Below are 17551 nucleotides of genomic sequence, written 5' to 3' on the forward strand. Positions count from 1 at the left end.
CCCGGCCTCGGGGGGATGGGCCGGGACCCGCGGCTCAGGGGGGTCAGCGGGTGGCGGCCTCGATGTTCTGCTGGGACTTGCGGATGTCCTGGCTGCCCTGCTCCAGGGCGACGGCCATCTTGTCGAAGGCGGTCTTGGCCTCGGCCCAGGCGGAGCGGAAGCGGTCGGCGCCGGGGCCCCACCAGGCGGCGCTGCTGCTCACCGTGCGGCCGTTCAGGTCCTTGATCAGTGCGTCGAGGTTGCGGGAGTGCTTGCTGAAGATGCGGGACAGTTCCTCGAGCTCGCCCAGGTTGGCTCCGCGCTTGTCGCCCATGGCTCCGGCCCTTTCGTCGCAGCTCGCCGAACGTTTTGAAAGAATGGCGTCAGCTTACGCCCCATCTCTCACGTCAATCCAGGTGTGCCTCGCACGTCCTCTACCGAAACGCCCATAATCCCGCCATCTCGGGATGTCCGGATGTGGCCACGGACGGGTTATGACGTCCTTACTTACTGTCCGTCAAGGGAATTTCAGAAAGCGCGGTCAGCGGTCGGGGGTGACCGGGTCGTTGACCGGGTGGGCGTCCGGGTCCAGGACGCGTTCGGCGACCAGGGTGATCTGCTCGCCGCGCGTCCGGAACACGAAGCGGCGCCGGACCGACTGGACGACCTTGCCGCCGCCGTACTTGACCTCGGTGTGCTCGACCGCTTCGAGGGTGATGCGGTCGCCGTTCCGGACGGCGCGCGCCGGGTCGAGTCGGGTGCGGGCGCCGGTGTAGGCGGGGCCGCCCGCGACGGGCGCGCGGTTGCGGGTCTCCAGTTCCCGGACGGCCCGCTCCTGCGAGCGCGCCAGCTTCGGGGAGATCCGCACGCCGAGGACCTCGGTCGGCATGTCGCGGCGGTCCCGGTCGTGTTTCGGGACGAGGGCCTGCGAGCGGCGTTCCAGGAAGGCGCTCGCGACGACCGTGAGCTGCTCGGTGACGTAGTCCTCCACGGCCGGGCTCTCCCGCCGGACGCCGGACGAGGGCGCCGCCAGGCAGCATGCCAGCATGACCGCCAGGCCGGCCCGGGGCCACGGGCGCACCATCGGCTTCTCCAGCTGATCATGGGCAGCAGATTCGAGCCGAGGGTACACCGGCGGGCGCGGTGCGCAGGGCGCGCTTTCCCGCGAAGGCCCGCGCCCCGGTGGAAGGGGGCGCGGGCCTTTTCGGGAAATGGCAGGTCAGTTCGCTTCGCTCTCCAGTGCGGCGACGCGGGAACGGGCCTGCGCCATCGCCTCGTGATAGCGCTCCTCCCATTCCGGGTCGCCGTCCGGGATGGCCGCGACCGTCTGCCGTCCGAGCTCGGCGCGCAGGTCGCCGGCGTCGTCCCGCGACACCTGCCGGACGACGACCGTGGTGACGCCGCCGGACGACTCGGTGTGCGCCTCCCACCGGGCACCGCGCTCCAGCGCCGTCCTACCGGACGAGCGGTCGGCGAACGCGTACATCAGCAGGACGACCACCACGGCGACGACCGCCAGCGCCACCAGAACGATCAGGAACCGCACGATCGGCCTCCGTCACTTGCCCCGCAGGAGCGAGCCGTTCGGGTTGCCGGGCGCGTAGACCGTGATGCCCTGCGGGAGCGCCTTCAGTTCCTCGATCCTCGCGCAGGTCGGGCACTTGTTGTAGCCGTTCTGCCGGGCCTTGTTGGCCGCGGCCTCCGCCTTGGCCGTGGCGACCTTCGCCTGCGCCTCGCTGACCTGGGCGAACGCGGCCTGGGCGCGGTCCACGGCGTCCTGCACCTTGGACGGCAGGGTGATCCGGACGAGGTTGAAGTGGATGTTGGTGACGAACTTGCCGCCGAGGGTCTGCTCCAGGTCGGCGGCCAGGCTCGTGTTGATCGCGTTCTGCACCTTGGCGATGTTGGCGTTGTTGCTCTGCGCCTTCTGCCCGACGGCCTGGGCGTTCTTCGGCTGCGCGGAGGAGTTCTGCACGAGGGCGCAGGACGAGACCAGCTCGGCGCAGCGGAAGCTGTTGATCTGGCTGCGCAGGTCGTTGTCGATCACCGGCCGGACGATCTGGTCGAGGAACGCGGACCAGCCCCTGTCGCCGTCGTACACGTTGTACATCTCACCGCCGGCGCTGCGGAACTTGCGGGTGCCGTACTTGTCGTCGAAATCCCTGAGCGCCTTGTGGTCCTGGTTGAGGGTGAAGTACAGGGTCCCCTCGATGCCCATGTTGACGCCGTCCGCGCTGGGCACGGTGACGACGTCGACGCCGGTCTCGTCGCCCTTCCGCGCGTCCGAGGTGATCGTGTAGAAGCGCTGCTGGGCGGGGTACTTGTGCACCTGGGAGTAGAGCCCGATCCAGACCCGGCCGGAGCCCGGGTCGATGACCTGCCGGATCCTGTTGTTGTCGAAGAACCCGCCGTTGCGGACGACGGCGATCTCGCCGCCGCTCGTCCGCTCGAATCCGCCGAACAGGGCGCTGAGCACCGGCCAGCCGACGACGACCAGCAGGACGGCGGCGACGATGGCGGTGCGCCGGCGGGGCTTGCTCAGCCCCGAGACCCGGTTCTTCCCCGCAGACCGGATCCTGCCGGCGGACGACGCGGACGACTCCTTGTTGGCCACGACCACTCCTCTCACACCCCCGCGCCACTCGGCTCGCGGGTCGGTGGATGAGACGGCGGAAGGTCCGTCCGGGCTCCCCCGGTCACCAGACCGTTATCCGGCGAGACCTCCCGCTATCCGGGACTTGGGACCCGATAAGGAGGGGCTTACGAAATCCTGGTTCGGCCGTTATCTAGACTGCCTGCGAGGTTGAAGGAGGAGACCCACGTGCGCAAGGTCCTGATCGCCAACCGCGGTGAGATCGCGGTCCGCATAGCCCGTGCCTGCCGCGACGCCGGTCTGGCCAGTGTGGCTGTCTACGCCGAGCCCGATCTGGAGGCGCTGCACGTTCGGGTCGCCGACGAGGCGTTCGCCCTGGACGGGCAGACGGCCGCCGAGAGCTATCTGAACATCGAGAAGCTGCTGAAGATCGCCGAGGAGGCCGGCGCGGACGCCGTCCACCCCGGGTACGGGTTCCTGGCCGAGAACGCCGACTTCGCGGCCGCCGTCGAGAACGCCGGGCTGACCTGGATCGGCCCGCCGCCCGCCGCGATCACCGCGCTGGGCGACAAGGTGCAGGCCCGGCACATCGCGCAGAAGGTCGGCGCGCCCCTCGTGGCCGGCACCAAGGACCCGGTCTCGGGCGCGGACGAGGTCATCGCGTTCGCCGAGGAGAACGGCCTGCCCATCGCGATCAAGGCGGCGTTCGGCGGCGGCGGGCGCGGCCTGAAGGTCGCCCGCGAGCTGGACGAGGTCGCCGAGCTGTACGACTCCGCCGTCCGCGAGGCCGTGGGCGCGTTCGGCCGCGGCGAGTGCTTCGTCGAGCGGTACCTCGACAAGCCCCGGCACGTCGAGACCCAGTGCCTGGCCGACAAGCACGGCAACGTGGTCGTCGTCTCCACCCGCGACTGCTCGCTGCAGCGCCGGCACCAGAAGCTCGTCGAGGAGGCCCCGGCGCCGTACCTGTCGGACGAGCAGCTCGAACTGCTGTACACCTCGTCCAAGGCCATCCTGAAGGAGGCCGGGTACGTCGGCGCGGGGACGTGCGAGTTCCTCGTCGGCCAGGACGGCACGATCTCCTTCCTTGAGGTCAACACCCGCCTCCAGGTCGAGCACCCGGTCACCGAGGAGGTCGCGGGCGTCGACCTCGTCCGCGAGATGTTCCGCATCGCCGACGGCGAGGAGCTCGGCTACGGCGACCCGGAGCTGCGCGGCCACTCGATCGAGTTCCGGCTGAACGCCGAGGACGCGGGCCGCGGGTTCCTGCCGGCCGTCGGCACGCTGACCGCGTGGCAGCCGCCGACCGGCCCGGGCGTCCGGCTGGACGCGGGCTACGAGGCCGGCCACACCGTCCCGCAGGCGTTCGACTCGCTGATCGCCAAGCTGATCGTGACGGGCGCGACGCGGCGGCAGGCCGTCGAGCGGTCCCGCCGCGCGCTCGCCGAGTTCGTCATCGACGGCATGCCGACGGTGCTGCCGTTCCACCAGGCGGTGCTGGACGACCCGGCGTTCGTCCCGGCGGACGACGAGACGCCGTTCTCCGTCCACACCCGGTGGATCGAGACCGAGTTCGACAACCAGATCCCGCCCTTCGAGCACGTGCCGGCCGATGAGGCGGAGGACGGCGAGCGGGAGCACGTCACCGTCGAGGTCGGCGGCAAGCGCATCGAGGTCGTCCTGCCCGCCGGGTTCGGCGCCTCGGCGGCGCCCGCCGGCAAGGCGCAGCCCGCCAAGCGGCGCGGCGGCAAGAAGGGCGGCGGCGCGCAGGCGTCCGGCGACTCCCTGGTCAGCCCGATGCAGGGCACCATCGTCAAGATCGTCGTCGAGGACGGCGCGACCGTGGCGGCCGGCGACACCATCGTGGTCCTGGAGGCCATGAAGATGGAGCAGCCGCTCACCGCGCACAAGGCCGGGACGCTCACCGGCCTGGCCGCCGAGGTCGGCCAGACCGTCTCCGCCGGCGCCGTGATCTGCGAGATCAAGGACAGCTGACCGCGGACCGCCCCGCCCGTCCCCCGGGCGGGGCGGCACCCCGGCATGGGTGCCAGCCCCCATTCAGGACGACCGCAAATCCGTCTCAGGAACGAGGCATTAGGCCGTCCACATGGGCAGATAGTAGATATGAGCACCGAGAAGCGGGCCATCCGGGCGGCACGCCGGGGCGCCGTCTCGGCGATCATCGGCGCCGCGGCCGTGCCGGCGTTCGCCCTCACCGCCCCAGTCCACCCCGCGCCAACCCAGACCGTCGAACTCCGGTCCGCGTCATCGCATGTCACGGCCCTGCCTGCGGCGGCGGCGCGGGACACGGTGGGGCAGATTGCGAAGGGGCTTGTTGATTCGCGGCTCTATGTGACCAGTGAGGCCGGGAACGTGCTGTCTCCGGCTGATCAGAGCCAGATCAAGCAGTCTTTCGCCGGGGATCAGGACGCCGACGTCCGGGCCATGGTCATCAGTAATGACGTCACGGGGAGCCAGGTCAGGCAGTTGCTTCCGGCCGTCGCGCAGCGGGTCGGGAAGGGTGAGACGTTCGTCGCCGTCACCGCCGACGGCAGCCGGATGGCGGCGGTCTCCAAGAAGCTCGACAGCGGCGAGATCAACCAGATCGTCACCCGCACCAACGGGCAGCCGCTGAAGCAGCGGCTGATCGACTTCGGGAACCGGGCCGAGCACAAGGTCGACGACAACGCCCAGTCCGGCGCGGTCGTCGGGTACGTCGTCATCGGGCTGATCGTGCTGCTGGCGGCGGCCGCCGTGGGCGTGTTCCTCACCGCCCGCAAGCGGCGCCAGGCGCGCGAGGCCGCGGAGATGGAGGACCTCAAGGAAGGCGTGCAGGAGGACGTCACCCGGCTCGGCGAGGACATCGCCCGCCTCGACCTCGACGTCATGGACAAGGGCCTCGACCCCGCGACCCGCGCCGACTACGAGCGCGCGCTCAACTCCTACGACCAGGCCAAGCAGGCGACGGAGCGCGCCGCCAGGCCGCAGGACATGCAGTCCGTGACGACCGCGCTGGAGGACGGCCGCTACTTCATGACCGCCACCCGCGCCCGGCTCGCCGGCGAACCCGTGCCGGAACGGCGCGCGCCCTGCTTCTTCAACCCGCAGCACGGGCCGTCCGTCGAGGACGTCAACTGGGCGCCGCCCGGCGGTAGCGCCCGTTCCGTCCCGGCGTGCGAGGCCGATGCCGCGGCCGTCAAGCACGGGACGGACCCGGACGTCCGGATGGTCCCGTACCGGGGCGGCCGGCAGCCGTACTGGAACGCGGGCCCCGGGTACGCGCCCTACGCCGGCGGCTACTACTACGGCTACGGCGGGTTCGACCTGCTCGGCGGCCTGATGGTCGGCACCATGCTCGGCTCGATGATGGGGCCCGGCCTCGGCTGGGGCGGCATGGGCTACGGCGGCGGCATGGACGGGTTCGGCGACGGCGGCGGCGACATCGGCGGCGGCTGGGACTTCGGCGGCGGCGACTTCGGCGGGGGCGGCGACTTCGGCGGGTTCTGAGCGGCGGAGCGGACCGGGACCGTCGCGTCGGTGATGGAAACGAGGCTCGCGGCCACTCCCCATGGCCGGACCGCCTCGTTGACGCGCCGGACCATCTCCGGATCGTCCCCGTCCGCCAGCAGGGACGGAAGGTCCGCCAGGTCCCGGTCCGCTATCAGGCCGCGCAGCACGAGCTCGGTGCTCGCCTGCGCGGCGGAGGACGGCGAGTCCGCGGACTCGGCGTATCTGACGGGGTCGTCGGCTCCCATCAGGGCGTGCGCCTTGACGCGCACGGACACGCCGTCCCTGGTCATCGCCCGCAGCCAGATCTCGTGCGGCCGCGCGCCCATCGGGACGCGCACGCCGGTGTCGGCGAGCGGCAGCAGGTAGCGCAGCCCGGGTCCGCGGACCCCGCGCGTCCGGCCGAAGCGGCGGACGACGAGCCGTTCGGACGCCTCGACGCGCCGCAGCCCGGACACCGCGACCGCGGCGACCACCAGCCCGAGGACGATGAGCAGTGCGGTGGAGGCGGCCAGGGGGCTCTCTCGTGCGGCGAGCGCGGCGAGCGGGACCATCTGACCTCCTCCACCTGTTCACCGTCCACCATGGGCGATGGGACGCGAAGGCACCATCGGGTGTGGTGCCCATAAGGGAGGGGGCGCGTCATGCAGGCGGAAGACGGGGGTGTCCCGCATGGACAAGAGGCCGCCTCATGCGATGACGTGGTGTCATGAGCAGGACAGCCGCGTCGGCATTGTACTGGCGCATCCTCGGCATCAACGGGCTGATCTTCGCGGTCGGCACCGCGCTGCTGGCCGTCGCGCCCGTCACCATCTCCTCGCCGGTCCTGCTGCGGGAGGTGCCCGTCCTGGTGATCGGGCTGGTGGTGATGATGGCGGCCAACGCGCTGCTGCTGCGCGCCAGCCTGTCGCCGCTGGAGCGGCTCACCGCGCTGATGGCGCGGCTGGACTCGCTGCGCTCCCGCGACCGGCTCTCCAACACCGGCAACGGCGACCTGTTCCATCTCATCGACCAGTTCAACTCGATGCTGGACCGGCTGGAGGCCGACCGCAGCACCAGCACCGCCGTGGTGCTGGACGCGCAGGAGGCCGAGCGGCGCCGCATCGCGCAGGAGCTGCACGACGAGATCGGGCAGTCGCTGACCGTGGTGCTGCTGGAGCTGAAGTCGGTGGTGAACCGGGCGCCCGCGGAGGTGGCGGAGGACCTGCGGGGCATCCAGGAACTCGTCCGGTCCAGCCTGGACGAGGTGGGCCACGTCGCCCGGCGGCTGCGTCCCGGCGTCCTCGACGATCTGGGCCTGACCAGCGCGCTCACCGAACTCGCCGGGGAGTTCTCCGGGACGGGCGACGGGCCGCGCGTGACCCGCCGCGTCCAGCCGGGGCTGGAAGGCCTCGGCCCGGACGCCGAACTGGTCATCTACCGGATCGCGCAGGAGGGCCTCACCAACGTGTGGCGGCATTCGGGCGCCCGCAGCGCGGAACTGTCGCTCACGCAGGACGCGGACGGCGGCGTCGTCCTGCGGGTCGTCGACGACGGTTCCGGGCCGCCGGCCGAGTCCGCGGTCGGTTCCGGCATCCACGGCATGCGGGAACGCGCGATACTCATCGGCGCGCTGCTGACGATAGGCCCGGCCGACGGCGGCGGCACGGAGGTGAAGCTGGAGGTCCCGCCGGAGGGCTCGCGTCCGGTGGCCGGGGGCTGGGGCTCCGTCCGGTGGCCGGAGGCTAGGGCTCGACGAGCCCGACTCTGATCGCGTACTTCGTCAGCTCCAGCCGGTCCCGCATGCCGAGCTTGGCGAGGATGTTGGCGCGGTGCCGGTCGACGGTCTTCACGCTGATCGTCAGCGTCTCCGCGATCTGCTTGGACGAGTACCCCTCCGCGATCAGCTTGATGACCTCCTCCTCGCGCGGGGTGAGGATGCTGTCGGGGCCGTCGCCGTCCCGGTCCCGGCCGAGGTACTCGCGGATCAGCGCCGTCACGGCCCCCGGGTAGAGGAACGGCTCGCCGCGCATCGCGGCGCGGACGGCGTGCAGCAGGTCGCGGTCGGCGACGGACTTGAGCACGTAGCCGGACGCACCCGCCTTCAGCGCCTCGAACAGGTACTGCTCGTTGTCGTACATCGACAGGATCAGCATCCGGACGGTGGGGAAGCGCCGGGAGATCTCCCGCGCGGCCTGCAGCCCGGTCATCCGCGGCATCGCGATGTCGAGGATCGCCAGGTCGACGCCGCCGGCGGCGAGCGCGTCGATCGCCTCCGCCCCGTCGGAGGCCTCCGCGGCCACGGTCATGTCGGGCTCGGCGTCCAGGATCAGCCGCAGCCCGCGGCGCACCAGCGCGTGATCGTCGGCCAGCAGTATCCGGGTGGCGGACTCCCGAGTGTGCACCCGATCACCTCCGGTCTCCCGTCCATCCTAGGCTCGGGCACCGGAAAGCACTCTCCTTCACGCGCGGATACATGATCCACAGCGCCGATATGGGGGACGTCCCCTATATAGGCGCGGGGCCCCCGCCGCAAAGACTGGACACGGTATGCGAAAGGGGCGGACGCATGGCACAGCGAATGAGCGGCGGGCATCGCCACCCGCCCACGGCGCCGCGGAGGCCGTCTTGCGACGGGACCGCCCCCGGCGTTAGAAGGAGGAATCCATCAACTCGAAGGGCCTGGCTTTCCGGAAGCCGAAAGGACGACATGCAAGCGCGGGACATCGCCATAAAGGTGCCGACCGTGACGCGGGACGACTCGATCGCGCACGCGATACAGGTCATGGCCCTCGGCCGCCTGCCCGGACTGATCGTCGTGGACGAGGCGGACCGCCCCCGCCTCGTGCTGCCCGGGACGCAGGTGCTGCGACTGGCGGTGCCCGTCGCCTACCAGGAGGACCAGGCACTGACCCGGACCGTGGACGAGGCCCATGCGGACGTCTTCTGGCACGAGATCCGCGATATGAAAGTGGGCGACTGCCTCGGCACGCACACTCCCCGCCCGGTCATCGTGAAATCGTCCGCGACCCTGCTGGAACTCGCCACCCTCATGGCGCGCCAGCGCAGCCCCCTCGTCGCAGTGGTGGACGACGCCGGACTCCTCACCGGCGCGGTCATCCTCGACCGGCTGCTGTCGGCACTGGCGCTGACCAGGCCCGACGACTGACCCGCGGGCCCGCCGCGGCCCGTAGGCACGTCGCAACCCGCAGGACCGTCGCGGCAGGGGTCGTGCGATGACGGCGGTGGCGGCACTCGCCATCTTCGTCGTCGCGTTCTTCTTCATCGCCACGGAGAAGATCGACAAGGTCAAGGTCGTCCTGATCGCGGCCGGCCTGATGACGGTGCTCGGGCTCACCCCCGGCGCCGGCGTGTTCTTCTCCGAGCACGACGGGATCGACTGGAACGTCATCTTCCTGCTGCTCGGCATGATGATCATCGTTGGGATCATCAAGGGCACCGGGCTGTTCGACTTCCTGGCGATCTGGGCGGCCAAACGCTCGAAGGGCCGGCCGTACCGGCTGATGGTGATGCTCATGGCCATCACCGCGGTCGCGTCCCCGTTCCTGGACAACGTCACCACGATCATGCTGGTGGCGCCGGTGACGGTGGTGGTCTGCAACCGGCTGCGCATCCCGGCGCACCCGTACCTGATCGCCGAGGTGCTGGCGTCCAACATCGGCGGTGCCTCGACGCTCATCGGGGACCCGCCGAACATCATCATCGCCAGCCGGGCGGGGCTGACGTTCAACGACTTCCTCGTCCACATGGCGCCGATCGTGGTGATCGTCTTCATCGCGTTCGTGCTGCTGGCGCGGGTGCTGTTCCGCAAGTCGTTCAAGTACGACGAGCGGTACGTCGCCGAGGTGATGTCGCTGGACGAGCGCAAAGCGATCACGGACCCGAAGCTGCTCGTCCGGTGCATGGTCGTGCTGGGCCTCGTCATCGTCGGGTTCATGCTGCACTCGATATTGCACGTGGAGCCGTCGATCGTGGCGCTCGTCGGCGCGGGCGTCATGCTGCTGGTGTCGCGCGTCGAGGTCTCCGACGTCCTCGCCGAGGTCGAGTGGCCCGTACTGGTCTTCTTCATGGGCCTGTTCGTCATGGTCGCCGGCCTCGGGCACACGGGCGTCATCGAGACGATCGGGACGTGGGCGGCGGACACGGTCGGCGACAACTACTTCGTCGCCGCGACCAGCCTGCTGTTCGGGTCCGCGGTGCTCGGCGCGTTCTTCGACAACATCCCCTACGCGGCGACGATGGCGCCGATCGTGGAAGGGATGGCGGCGGGCGCGCCCGACCCGACGACCGCGGAGGCGCTCTGGTGGTCGTTCGCGCTGGGCGCCGACTTCGGCGGCAACGGCACGGCCGTCGCGGCCAGCGCCAACGTCGTCGCGATCGGCATCGCGGCGCGCACCGGGAACCCGATCAGTTTCTGGCAGTTCACCCGCTACGGGATCGTCGTCACGGTGCTGAGCACCTTGATGGCGTGGGTGTACGTGGCGTTGCGCTACTTCTAGCGCTCTTCTTGGCCGGGCACGCCTCTAGTAGGCGTGCTCGGTCATCAGCCGGCGGGACGCCTCGGTGATGCTGCCCGACAGCGACGGGTACACCGCGAACGTCTGCGCAACCTGGTCAACGGTCAGGTGCTGCTGGACGGCGATCGACACACCCAGGATCAACTCGCTCGCACGGGGCGCCACAATGACGCCGCCGAGCACGATGCCCGTGGACGGACGGCAGAAAAGCTTGACGAAACCGTCCTCGAAGCCCTGCATCTTGGCGCGCGCGTTGGTGAACAGCGGCAGCATGACCGTCCGGGCGTTGACGTCCCCCGAATCGACCATCTGCTGCGTCACGCCCACCGCCGCGACCTCGGGGTCGGTGAAGATGTTGGACGACACCCAGCCGAGCTTGAGCGGCTGCACGGCCTCCCCCAGCGCGTGCCACATGGCGATGCGTCCCTGCATGCCCGCGACGGACGCGAGCATCAGCACGCCCGTGCAGTCCCCGGACGCGTAGATGTGCGGGACGGACGTCCGCGACACCTTGTCGACCTCCACGAAGCCGCGCTCGTCGCACCGCACGCCGATCTCCTCCAGGCCGATGCCCGTGGTGTTCGGCACCATCCCGACCGTCATCAGGCAGTGCGAGCCCTCGATCTTCGTCCCGTCCACCAGCGTGACGATCACGCCGTCGCCCGAGCGCTCCACGCCCGCCGCCCGCGACCGGGACATGACGTTCATCCCGCGCCGCAGGAACACCTCCTGCAGGACGGCGGCGGCGTCGGCGTCCTCGGTCGGGAGGATCCGGTCGCGCGACGACACCAGCGTGACCTTGGACCCGAGCGACAGGTAGGCCCCGGCCAGCTCCGCGCCCGTCACACCGGACCCGACCACGATCAGGTCCTCCGGCAGCTCGGGCAGGTCGTAGAGCTGGCGCCAGTTCAGGATGCGCTCGCCGTCCGGCTCCGCGCCGGGCAGCACGCGCGGGGTCGCGCCGGTCGCGATGAGCACGATGTCGGCCCGGATGTGCCGGTCGCCGACCGCGACGATGTGCGGCTCCACCAGCCGCGCCTCGCCCCGGACGATCTTGACCTCCTCGTAGGCGAGCCGCTCCGCGACGTCGAACGACTGCGCCCGCGCGAGGTCCTTCACGCGCTTGTTGACCTCGGCCATGTCGGCCTCCAGCGCGCCGACGACGCCGTCCGGGCCGCCGTTGAAGTGCAGGCCGAGCCCCGCCGACTCCGACATGACCGCCATCCGCGTCGAGGTGGCGATGAGCGTCTTGGAGGGCACGCAGTCGGTGAGCACGCACGCGCCGCCGGGACCGTCCCGTTCGATGACGGTCACGTCCGCGCCGAGCTGAGCCGCGACGAGCGCGGCCTCATAACCCCCCGGCCCTCCTCCAATGATCACGATCCGGGTCACATCCTCCATCCTTCCCTACTCCCGACAGTGAAAAGTCCCGTCCCCCACCCTGCAGACGCATGTGGCGTAGCCTTGGCCAACGTGGCACTGTACGCGGCGTACGCCTCCAACATGGACCCCGAGCAGATGGCGAGCCGGGCTCCGCATTCCCCGATGCGCGGCACCGGCTGGCTGGCCGGCTGGCGGCTGACCTTCGGGGGGCAGGACAAGAGCTGGGACGGGGCCCTCGCGACGGTCGTCGAGGAGCAGTCCGAGCAGGTCTTCGTCGTCATGTACGACGTGCCCGCCTGGGACGAGAAGGAACTCGACGCCTGGGAGGGGGCCGCGCTCGACGTCTACCGCAAGTTCCGGGTCCGCGTGCAGACGCTGGACGGCGACGTCCTGTGCTGGATGTACGTCCTGGACGACTACGAGGGCGGGCTGCCGTCCGCGCGCTACCTCGGCATCCTCGCCGACGCGGCGGAGAAGGCCGGCGCGCCCGACGACTACGTCAAGGACCTGCGGACACGTCCGTGCAAGTCGCTCGGCGACTGATCGGGAGCACCTTGACCCGGCGGTAGTGTCGGGCTTGTGAGCAACGACGCTTTTGCACTGGCGCAGGAGGCCGCGGACGCGCTGCGCGACCGCACGTCCATCGACTCCTTCGACGTCGCCCTCGTGATGGGTTCCGGCTGGGTGCCGGCGGCCGACAGGCTCGGCGAGCCCGCCGCCGAACTGACCGTCACCGACCTGCCCGGCTTCGCGCCCCCCGCCGTCGAGGGGCACGCCGGGAAGATCCGGGTCGTCGAGATCGGCGGGCACCGCGCGCTGGTGTTCCTCGGCCGGACGCACCTGTACGAGGGACGCGGCGTCGACGCCGTCGTGCATCCCGTCCGGACGGCGCTGGCCGCCGGGGTGACCACGATGGTGCTGACGAACGCGGCGGGCGGGCTGCGGCCCGAACACCAGAGCGTCGGCGACCCGGTGCTGATCTCCGACCACCTGAACCTGTCCGGCGCGAACCCGCTCACCGGCCCGACGTTCCTGGACCTCACCGAGGCGTACTCGAAACGGCTGCGGGCCCTCGCCAAGGAGATCGACCCGACCCTCCAGGAAGGCGTGTACGCGGCGTTCCGCGGCCCGACCTACGAGACGCCCGCCGAGATCCGCATGCTGCGCACGCTGGGCGCCGACATGATCGGCATGTCGACCGTCCTGGAGACGATCGCGGCCCGGCGGGGCGGCGCGGACGTCCTCGGGATCTCCCTCGTCACCAACATCGCCGCCGGGCTGTCGGACGAGCCGCTCGACCACGAGGAGGTCCTCGCGGCGGGACGCGCGTCCGCGGGCCGCATGGGCACGCTCCTCGCGACCGTCCTGGCGAAGCTGTGACGCCCTCGACGTGTGGAAGCGCCGGCCATGAGCACCTACCGGACATGAGGTTGGTCGAGGAATGAGCGATCTGCGGGCACAGGCCGAGGAGTGGCTGGCGCAGGACCCGGACGCGGCGACGCGGGACGAGCTCCGGGCGATCCTTTCCGACGACGAAGCACTCGCCGCCCGGTTCGGTTCCCGTCTTGAGTTCGGGACGGCCGGCCTGCGCGGCGAGCTGGGCGCAGGCCCGAACCGGATGAACCGGGTGACCGTCATGCGCGCCGCCGCCGGCCTCGCCGCGTGCCTCCCGCCCGGCGGCCGCGTGATCATCGGCTTCGACGCGCGCCACGGCTCCCGGCAGTTCGCCGACGACACGGCGGCCGTGCTCAGCGGTGCGGGCCTGCGTCCCGAGGTGTTCGCCGACCCGGTTCCGACGCCGGTCCTGGCCCACTTCACCCGGACGTTCGACGACGTCGTGGCGGGCGTCATGGTGACGGCCAGCCACAACCCGCCGCGCGACAACGGCTACAAGGTGTACTGGTCGGACGGGGCGCAGATCGTCCCGCCGACCGACACCGAGATCTCCGCCGCGATCGACGCCGTCGGCCGCGTGGACGAACTCCCGCTCGGCTCCGGCTGGCCGGTCCACACCGGCACAGACCTGTACCTGGACGCGGTCTCCTCACTCCGCCTGGGCGGCGACCGCGACATCTCGATCGTCTACACGCCGATGCACGGCGTCGGCCGCGACACCCTCCTGGCGGCGTTCGACCGGGCCGGGTTCCCGGCGCCCGTGGTCGTCCCCGAGCAGGCCGACCCGGACCCCGACTTCCCGACCGTCGCCTTCCCGAACCCGGAGGAACCGGGCGCACTCGACCTGGCGCTCGCGCTCGCCGAGGCCCGCGGCGCCGACCTGGTGATCGCGAACGACCCGGACGCGGACCGCTGCGCCGTCGCCGTCCCCGCCCCGTCCGGCTGGCGGACGCTGACCGGGGACGAGGTCGGCGGGCTGCTCGCCGAGCACGTCCTGCGGCACACCACCGGCGACGACCGCCTGGTCGTCACCACGATCGTGTCGTCGTCCCTGCTCCGCGCGATCGCCGCCGCGCACCGCGTCCGGTCCGCCGAGTCGCTCACCGGCTTCAAGTGGATCATGAAGGCGGGCACCCCGTCCGACCGCCTCGTCTTCGGCTACGAGGAGGCGCTCGGCTACAGCGTCGGCGACGACCGCGGCGTCCTCGTCAACGACAAGGACGGCATCGGTGCCGCACTCGCCATCGCCGCCCTCGCCGCCGACGCGAAACGCGACGGCCGCACCCTGCTCGACCTCCTGGACGCCCAGGCCCGCAAGTACGGCCTGCACGCCACGTCCCAGCTCTCGATCAGAGTGGACGACCTCTCCCTGATCACCGCCGCCATGACCCGCCTCCGCGCCGCTCCCCCACAAGAACTGGCCGGCCACCCAGTCGAGTCATTCGAGGACCTGGCCCACCCCACCGATGCCCTCCCACCCACCAATGGCCTGAGATTCCGCCTGGCCAACGGCTCCCGCGTAGTAATCCGCCCCTCAGGCACAGAACCAAAACTCAAGTGCTACCTAGAGGCCGTCCTCCCCGTCAACGGGGACATCACCAAGGCACGAGCCCGCGCCAGAACGGAACTAGAAGCCCTACACCAAGCCCTCTCCACCACCCTCACTTAACCCCGCCCCCACACCCGGCCCATCGCAACCACCCCGCTACCAACACCAGACGGCCATCGACACCAAGCGGCCATTGACACCCAACGGCCCTCCACACCACATGGCCCTCCACAGCAAGCGGCCGTCGACAGCCAGCGGCCGTTGACACGCAGCGGCCGTGACAACCAGCAGCCGCTGCCACCGGGCGGCCCTCCGCACCAAGCGGCCCTTGACACCGGGCGGCCGTTGACACCAGGCGGCTGGTCGGGGTTGTGGTTAGTTGAGGAGGGAGGTGATTAGGCAGGCGATCAGGGCTGTGAAGGGGACGGTCAGGGAGGCGATTGCTGGGAGGGACCAGGTGACCGTTGCCCTGGCAGGGGTTTCGGTCTTGGCGGCGGCGGCCTTGTCGGGGGCGCCGGATTTTGTCTTCGGGCGGTGGCGGTCGCGCATTTCGTTGAGTTGCTGGGCGGCGAAGCCCGTTGGTGTGCGGCCTCGGATGTCCAGGTCCGAGCCCTTGTTCTTGCGCGCCTGCTTCTGCGCGCGCGCCTCCGCCTTGGCCTGGGCGCGGGGGGAGGTCTGGTGGACCCAGGCGCGTGTTTCCAGGTCCGTGCCCTCGGGGCCGGTGAAGCGCACCGTCACCGCGTTCTTGCCCTCGATGCTGTGGATCGCCGCCCAGGGGGCACGGACGTCCCTTAGTGGGTTGCGGACGGTCAGCGCCTCGTCGTCGCCGATGATCGCCGGGCGCAGGCCGATCGTGTAGGCGATGCCGCAGCCGAGCAGCAGCACGAACGCGATCGTGACCGTCGTCAGCGAGTAGTCGGGGTCACCGGTGATGCCGACGAACAGGTCCACGAGGTTCAGCACGGCGAACGCGAGCCACGCGTAAGCGGCGACGCGCCCGCCGGTGGAGCGAATGGTCATGGCTCGATCATGCCAGCGGCCGGGCGCCGCTCCACTTGAGCTGAGCGAACCCGGGCTTGATCACCCCGTTGATCAGTTCGAGCCGCTCGTTGAACGGGACGAACGCCGACTTCATCGCGTTCACCGTGAACCACTGCAGGTCGTCCCACCCGTAGCCGAACGCCTCGCTGAGCTTCGCGAACTCCTGCGACAGCGTCGTGCCGCTCATCAGCCGGTTGTCGGTGTTGACGGTGACGCGGAAGCTGAGGCGGCGCAGCAGCCCGATGGGGTGCTCCGCGATCGACTTCGCCGCGCCCGTCTGGATGTTGGACGTCGGGCACATCTCCAGCGGGATCCGCTTGTCCCGGACGTATCCGGCGAGCCGGCCGAGCCGCGCGTCGTCGCCGTCCACCTCGATGTCGTCGATGATGCGGACGCCGTGCCCGAGCCGGTCGGCGCCGCACCACTGGATCGCCTGCCAGATCGACGGCAGCCCGAACCCCTCGCCGGCGTGGATGGTGAAGTGCGCGTTCTCCCGCTGCAGGTACTCGAACGCGTCCAGGTGCCGGGTCGGCGGGTACCCGGCCTCGGCGCCCGCGATGTCGAACCCGACGACACCGAGGTCCCGGTACCGGACCGCCAGCTCGGCGATCTCCATGCTGCGCGCGGCGTGCCGCATCGCGGTGACCAGCGTTCCGACCCGGATGCCGAAGTCCTTGCGGGCCCGCGCGAAACCGTCCAGGACGGCCTCGACGACCTGCTCCAGCGTCAGCCCCATGCTGAGGTGCTGTTCGGGCGCGTACCGGACCTCCGCGTAGACGACCCCGTCGTTCGCGAGGTCCTCCGCGCACTCGTAGGCGACCCGCGTGAGCGCGTCGACGGTCTGCATCACGCCGACGGTGTGCGAGAACGTCTCCAGGTACCGTTCCAGCGACCCCGAGTTGGACGCTTCCTCGAACCACGTCCGCAGGTTGTCCGCGTCGGTGGCTGGCAGGTCCGCGTACCCGGTCTCGCGCGCCAGATCGATGATGGTCGCGGGCCGCACACCGCCGTCCAGATGGTCGTGCAGCAGCACCTTCGGCGCCCGCCGGATGTCCTCAAGAGTCGGCCGCTCGTTCATCTCTCGAACCTACCCGGCCGTGCACTCTCCCACGTCGTCAACAGTCGCCATACCGTCCTCGGCCGGTGGGCGCTCCGCCCACCGGCCGCGGCCTCCCGGTCAACCGGCTTTCGCGTAGTCGCCGATGCCGCCGGCGAAGTCGAACATGATGCAGGGCTCGTCGCCGACGACCCATGCGTCATGGCCCGGTTCGAGGACGAACACGTCGCCGGGGCCGACCTCGCCTTCGGATCCGTCCCTGGTCTGGACGCGCATGCGTCCCTGGACGACGTAGCCGTTGTGATGCACTTCGCACAGGTCGGTGCCCGCGATGTCCTTGACGGACTCCGTCCAGCGCCAGCCGGGCTCGAACGTCGCCTTCCCGAAGACGAGGCCGGTGAGGTTGACGACTTCCAGGTGCCCCCTGGGGAAGTCGCGCCGGTCGTCCGGCTTCTCGATGCTCTTGATCTCGGTCATGATGGTCCCCCCTTATCCACCATCACCTCTCACGCTTGCACCGCCTCTGACCTGCG

18 protein-coding genes are annotated in these 17551 nt (G+C 70.6%); 8 read left to right on the top strand and 10 right to left on the bottom strand.

Going from position 1 to position 17551, the window contains the following annotated elements:
* Nucleotides 1-43 precede the first annotated feature (43 nt).
* The 4 genes from HUX53_RS19715 to HUX53_RS19730 form a co-directional block, all read right to left on the bottom strand.
* Nucleotides 44-313, bottom strand: a complete 270-nt coding sequence (locus HUX53_RS19715) for a WXG100 family type VII secretion target (protein WP_176404684.1) — start codon at nucleotides 311-313, stop codon at nucleotides 44-46.
* Between the two features lie 207 nt (nucleotides 314-520).
* Nucleotides 521-1063 (bottom strand): hypothetical protein, encoded by a 543-nt coding sequence (locus HUX53_RS19720; protein ID WP_176404685.1) that lies wholly within the window; start codon nucleotides 1061-1063, stop codon nucleotides 521-523.
* Between the two features lie 135 nt (nucleotides 1064-1198).
* The gene (locus tag HUX53_RS19725; protein WP_176404686.1) at nucleotides 1199-1525 is read right to left on the bottom strand and encodes a hypothetical protein; all 327 of its coding nucleotides are present in this window, start codon (nucleotides 1523-1525) and stop codon (nucleotides 1199-1201) included.
* A 12-nt stretch (nucleotides 1526-1537) separates the two neighbouring features.
* Nucleotides 1538-2593, bottom strand: a complete 1056-nt coding sequence (locus HUX53_RS19730) for an SPFH domain-containing protein (RefSeq protein ID WP_309237324.1) — start codon at nucleotides 2591-2593, stop codon at nucleotides 1538-1540.
* Nucleotides 2594-2800: 207 nt separating this feature from the next.
* Between HUX53_RS19730 and HUX53_RS19735 the strand changes: the two genes are divergently transcribed.
* Together HUX53_RS19735 and HUX53_RS19740 are read left to right on the top strand one after the other, a co-directional pair.
* A complete protein-coding gene (locus HUX53_RS19735) occupies nucleotides 2801-4564 on the top strand; it encodes a biotin carboxylase N-terminal domain-containing protein (RefSeq protein WP_176404687.1) in 1764 nt (587 codons plus the stop codon).
* Nucleotides 4565-4693: 129 nt separating this feature from the next.
* Nucleotides 4694-6076 (top strand): hypothetical protein, encoded by a 1383-nt coding sequence (locus tag HUX53_RS19740; protein ID WP_176404688.1) that lies wholly within the window; start codon nucleotides 4694-4696, stop codon nucleotides 6074-6076.
* Here the strand turns inward: HUX53_RS19740 and HUX53_RS19745 are convergent.
* Nucleotides 5968-6630, bottom strand: a complete 663-nt coding sequence (locus HUX53_RS19745; RefSeq protein ID WP_176404689.1) for an SPFH domain-containing protein — start codon at nucleotides 6628-6630, stop codon at nucleotides 5968-5970. The genes HUX53_RS19740 and HUX53_RS19745 overlap by 109 nt on opposite strands.
* A gap of 155 nt (nucleotides 6631-6785) precedes the next feature.
* Between HUX53_RS19745 and HUX53_RS19750 the strand changes: the two genes are divergently transcribed.
* Nucleotides 6786-7826, top strand: coding sequence for a sensor histidine kinase (locus HUX53_RS19750; protein WP_176404690.1), 1041 nt, complete (start codon nucleotides 6786-6788; stop codon nucleotides 7824-7826).
* Here the strand turns inward: HUX53_RS19750 and HUX53_RS19755 are convergent.
* The gene (locus tag HUX53_RS19755; protein WP_176404691.1) at nucleotides 7801-8460 is read right to left on the bottom strand and encodes a response regulator transcription factor; all 660 of its coding nucleotides are present in this window, start codon (nucleotides 8458-8460) and stop codon (nucleotides 7801-7803) included. The two genes, HUX53_RS19750 and HUX53_RS19755, sit on opposite strands and share 26 nt — an antisense overlap.
* Nucleotides 8461-8765: 305 nt before the next feature.
* Between HUX53_RS19755 and HUX53_RS19760 the strand changes: the two genes are divergently transcribed.
* Both HUX53_RS19760 and HUX53_RS19765 read left to right on the top strand, forming a co-directional pair.
* Complete coding sequence (locus HUX53_RS19760; protein WP_176404692.1) at nucleotides 8766-9224, top strand: CBS domain-containing protein; 459 nt, start codon at nucleotides 8766-8768, stop codon at nucleotides 9222-9224.
* Between the two features lie 67 nt (nucleotides 9225-9291).
* Nucleotides 9292-10575: an SLC13 family permease gene (locus HUX53_RS19765; protein ID WP_176404693.1), complete on the top strand. Its 1284-nt coding sequence runs from the start codon at nucleotides 9292-9294 to the stop codon at nucleotides 10573-10575.
* A gap of 24 nt (nucleotides 10576-10599) precedes the next feature.
* Here the strand turns inward: HUX53_RS19765 and HUX53_RS19770 are convergent, their stop codons facing one another.
* Nucleotides 10600-11985: an NAD(P)H-quinone dehydrogenase gene (locus HUX53_RS19770; protein WP_176404724.1), complete on the bottom strand. Its 1386-nt coding sequence runs from the start codon at nucleotides 11983-11985 to the stop codon at nucleotides 10600-10602.
* Nucleotides 11986-12066: 81 nt separating this feature from the next.
* On the opposite strand from HUX53_RS19770, the gene HUX53_RS19775 reads away from it, so the two are divergent.
* The 3 genes from HUX53_RS19775 (at nucleotide 12067) to HUX53_RS19785 (ending at nucleotide 15040) form a co-directional block, all read left to right on the top strand.
* On the top strand, nucleotides 12067-12519 hold the full coding sequence (locus tag HUX53_RS19775; protein ID WP_176404694.1) for a gamma-glutamylcyclotransferase: 453 nt from the start codon (nucleotides 12067-12069) through the stop codon (nucleotides 12517-12519).
* 36 nt (nucleotides 12520-12555) lie between these two features.
* Nucleotides 12556-13356: a purine-nucleoside phosphorylase gene (locus HUX53_RS19780; protein WP_176404695.1), complete on the top strand. Its 801-nt coding sequence runs from the start codon at nucleotides 12556-12558 to the stop codon at nucleotides 13354-13356.
* Between the two features lie 61 nt (nucleotides 13357-13417).
* A complete protein-coding gene (locus tag HUX53_RS19785; protein WP_176404696.1) occupies nucleotides 13418-15040 on the top strand; it encodes a phospho-sugar mutase in 1623 nt (540 codons plus the stop codon).
* Nucleotides 15041-15295: 255 nt separating this feature from the next.
* Here HUX53_RS19785 and HUX53_RS19790 read toward each other — a convergent pair whose 3' ends face one another.
* The 3 genes from HUX53_RS19790 to HUX53_RS19800 form a co-directional block, all read right to left on the bottom strand.
* Entirely contained in the window at nucleotides 15296-15940 is a 645-nt protein-coding gene (locus HUX53_RS19790) for a PH domain-containing protein (RefSeq protein ID WP_176404697.1), read from the bottom strand.
* Nucleotides 15941-15947: 7 nt separating this feature from the next.
* Entirely contained in the window at nucleotides 15948-17039 is a 1092-nt protein-coding gene (locus HUX53_RS19795) for an adenosine deaminase (RefSeq protein WP_176404698.1), read from the bottom strand.
* Between the two features lie 99 nt (nucleotides 17040-17138).
* On the bottom strand, nucleotides 17139-17495 hold the full coding sequence (locus HUX53_RS19800; protein WP_176404699.1) for a cupin domain-containing protein: 357 nt from the start codon (nucleotides 17493-17495) through the stop codon (nucleotides 17139-17141).
* Nucleotides 17496-17551: the final 56 nt, after the last annotated feature.

It is taken from the genome of Actinomadura sp. BRA 177 (assembly GCF_013372625.1).
Taxonomy (GTDB): domain Bacteria; phylum Actinomycetota; class Actinomycetes; order Streptosporangiales; family Streptosporangiaceae; genus Spirillospora.